We start from the raw sequence: 1,795 nt of genomic DNA on the forward strand, positions 1-1,795 counted from the left end.
ATGTAGACCTTTGAAAACTGAACGAATAAAACAAACCAAATGTGTAGGGCGTTTCTATTTAATAGAAACAAACAACATAGCAAGCAATATGCTAGCAAGTCAATTAATACAATTGAGCTTAACAATCGCAAGATTGTTTCAAACACTTTTTATGAGAGTTTGATCCTGGCTCAGGACGAACGCTGGCGGCGTGCCTAATACATGCAAGTCGAACGCTTTTTCTTTCACCGGAGCTTGCTCCACCGAAAGAAAAGGAGTGGCGAACGGGTGAGTAACACGTGGGTAACCTGCCCATCAGAAGGGGATAACACTTGGAAACAGGTGCTAATACCGTATAATAAGTAAAACCGCATGGTTTTACTTTGAAAGGCGCTTTTGCGTCACTGATGGATGGACCCGCGGTGCATTAGCTAGTTGGTGAGGTAACGGCTCACCAAGGCAACGATGCATAGCCGACCTGAGAGGGTGATCGGCCACATTGGGACTGAGACACGGCCCAAACTCCTACGGGAGGCAGCAGTAGGGAATCTTCGGCAATGGACGAAAGTCTGACCGAGCAACGCCGCGTGAGTGAAGAAGGTTTTCGGATCGTAAAACTCTGTTGTTAGAGAAGAACAAGGATGAGAGTAAAACGTTCATCCCTTGACGGTATCTAACCAGAAAGCCACGGCTAACTACGTGCCAGCAGCCGCGGTAATACGTAGGTGGCAAGCGTTGTCCGGATTTATTGGGCGTAAAGCGAGCGCAGGCGGTTTCTTAAGTCTGATGTGAAAGCCCCCGGCTCAACCGGGGAGGGTCATTGGAAACTGGGAAACTTGAGTGCAGAAGAGGAGAGTGGAATTCCATGTGTAGCGGTGAAATGCGTAGATATATGGAGGAACACCAGTGGCGAAGGCGGCTCTCTGGTCTGTAACTGACGCTGAGGCTCGAAAGCGTGGGGAGCAAACAGGATTAGATACCCTGGTAGTCCACGCCGTAAACGATGAGTGCTAAGTGTTGGAGGGTTTCCGCCCTTCAGTGCTGCAGCTAACGCATTAAGCACTCCGCCTGGGGAGTACGACCGCAAGGTTGAAACTCAAAGGAATTGACGGGGGCCCGCACAAGCGGTGGAGCATGTGGTTTAATTCGAAGCAACGCGAAGAACCTTACCAGGTCTTGACATCCTTTGACCACTCTAGAGATAGAGCTTCCCCTTCGGGGGCAAAGTGACAGGTGGTGCATGGTTGTCGTCAGCTCGTGTCGTGAGATGTTGGGTTAAGTCCCGCAACGAGCGCAACCCTTATTGTTAGTTGCCATCATTTAGTTGGGCACTCTAGCGAGACTGCCGGTGACAAACCGGAGGAAGGTGGGGATGACGTCAAATCATCATGCCCCTTATGACCTGGGCTACACACGTGCTACAATGGGAAGTACAACGAGTCGCGAAGTCGCGAGGCTAAGCTAATCTCTTAAAGCTTCTCTCAGTTCGGATTGTAGGCTGCAACTCGCCTACATGAAGCCGGAATCGCTAGTAATCGCGGATCAGCACGCCGCGGTGAATACGTTCCCGGGCCTTGTACACACCGCCCGTCACACCACGAGAGTTTGTAACACCCGAAGTCGGTGAGGTAACCTTTTTGGAGCCAGCCGCCTAAGGTGGGATAGATGATTGGGGTGAAGTCGTAACAAGGTAGCCGTATCGGAAGGTGCGGCTGGATCACCTCCTTTCTAAGGAAATAGTTCATCTTAGATGAACGTTACGGAAACTACACAGGTTGCTTTATTCGTTCAGTTTTGAGAGGTTTACTCTCAATCG

General features: G+C 50.3%; 2 rRNA genes (1 of these 2 cut by a window edge). Both read left to right on the forward strand.

The features are described from left to right. The first annotated feature begins 147 nt into the window (after window positions 1-147). A 16S ribosomal RNA gene (locus P7D84_RS13570) occupies window positions 148-1,707 on the forward strand. Window positions 1,708-1,764: 57 nt separating this feature from the next. Next, a 23S ribosomal RNA gene (locus P7D84_RS13575) occupies window positions 1,765-1,795 on the forward strand (its annotated part continues 1,729 nt past the right edge of the window); the annotation flags it as partial.

The organism is Enterococcus dongliensis, assembly GCF_031927985.1.
Classification (GTDB): domain Bacteria; phylum Bacillota; class Bacilli; order Lactobacillales; family Enterococcaceae; genus Enterococcus_A; species Enterococcus_A dongliensis.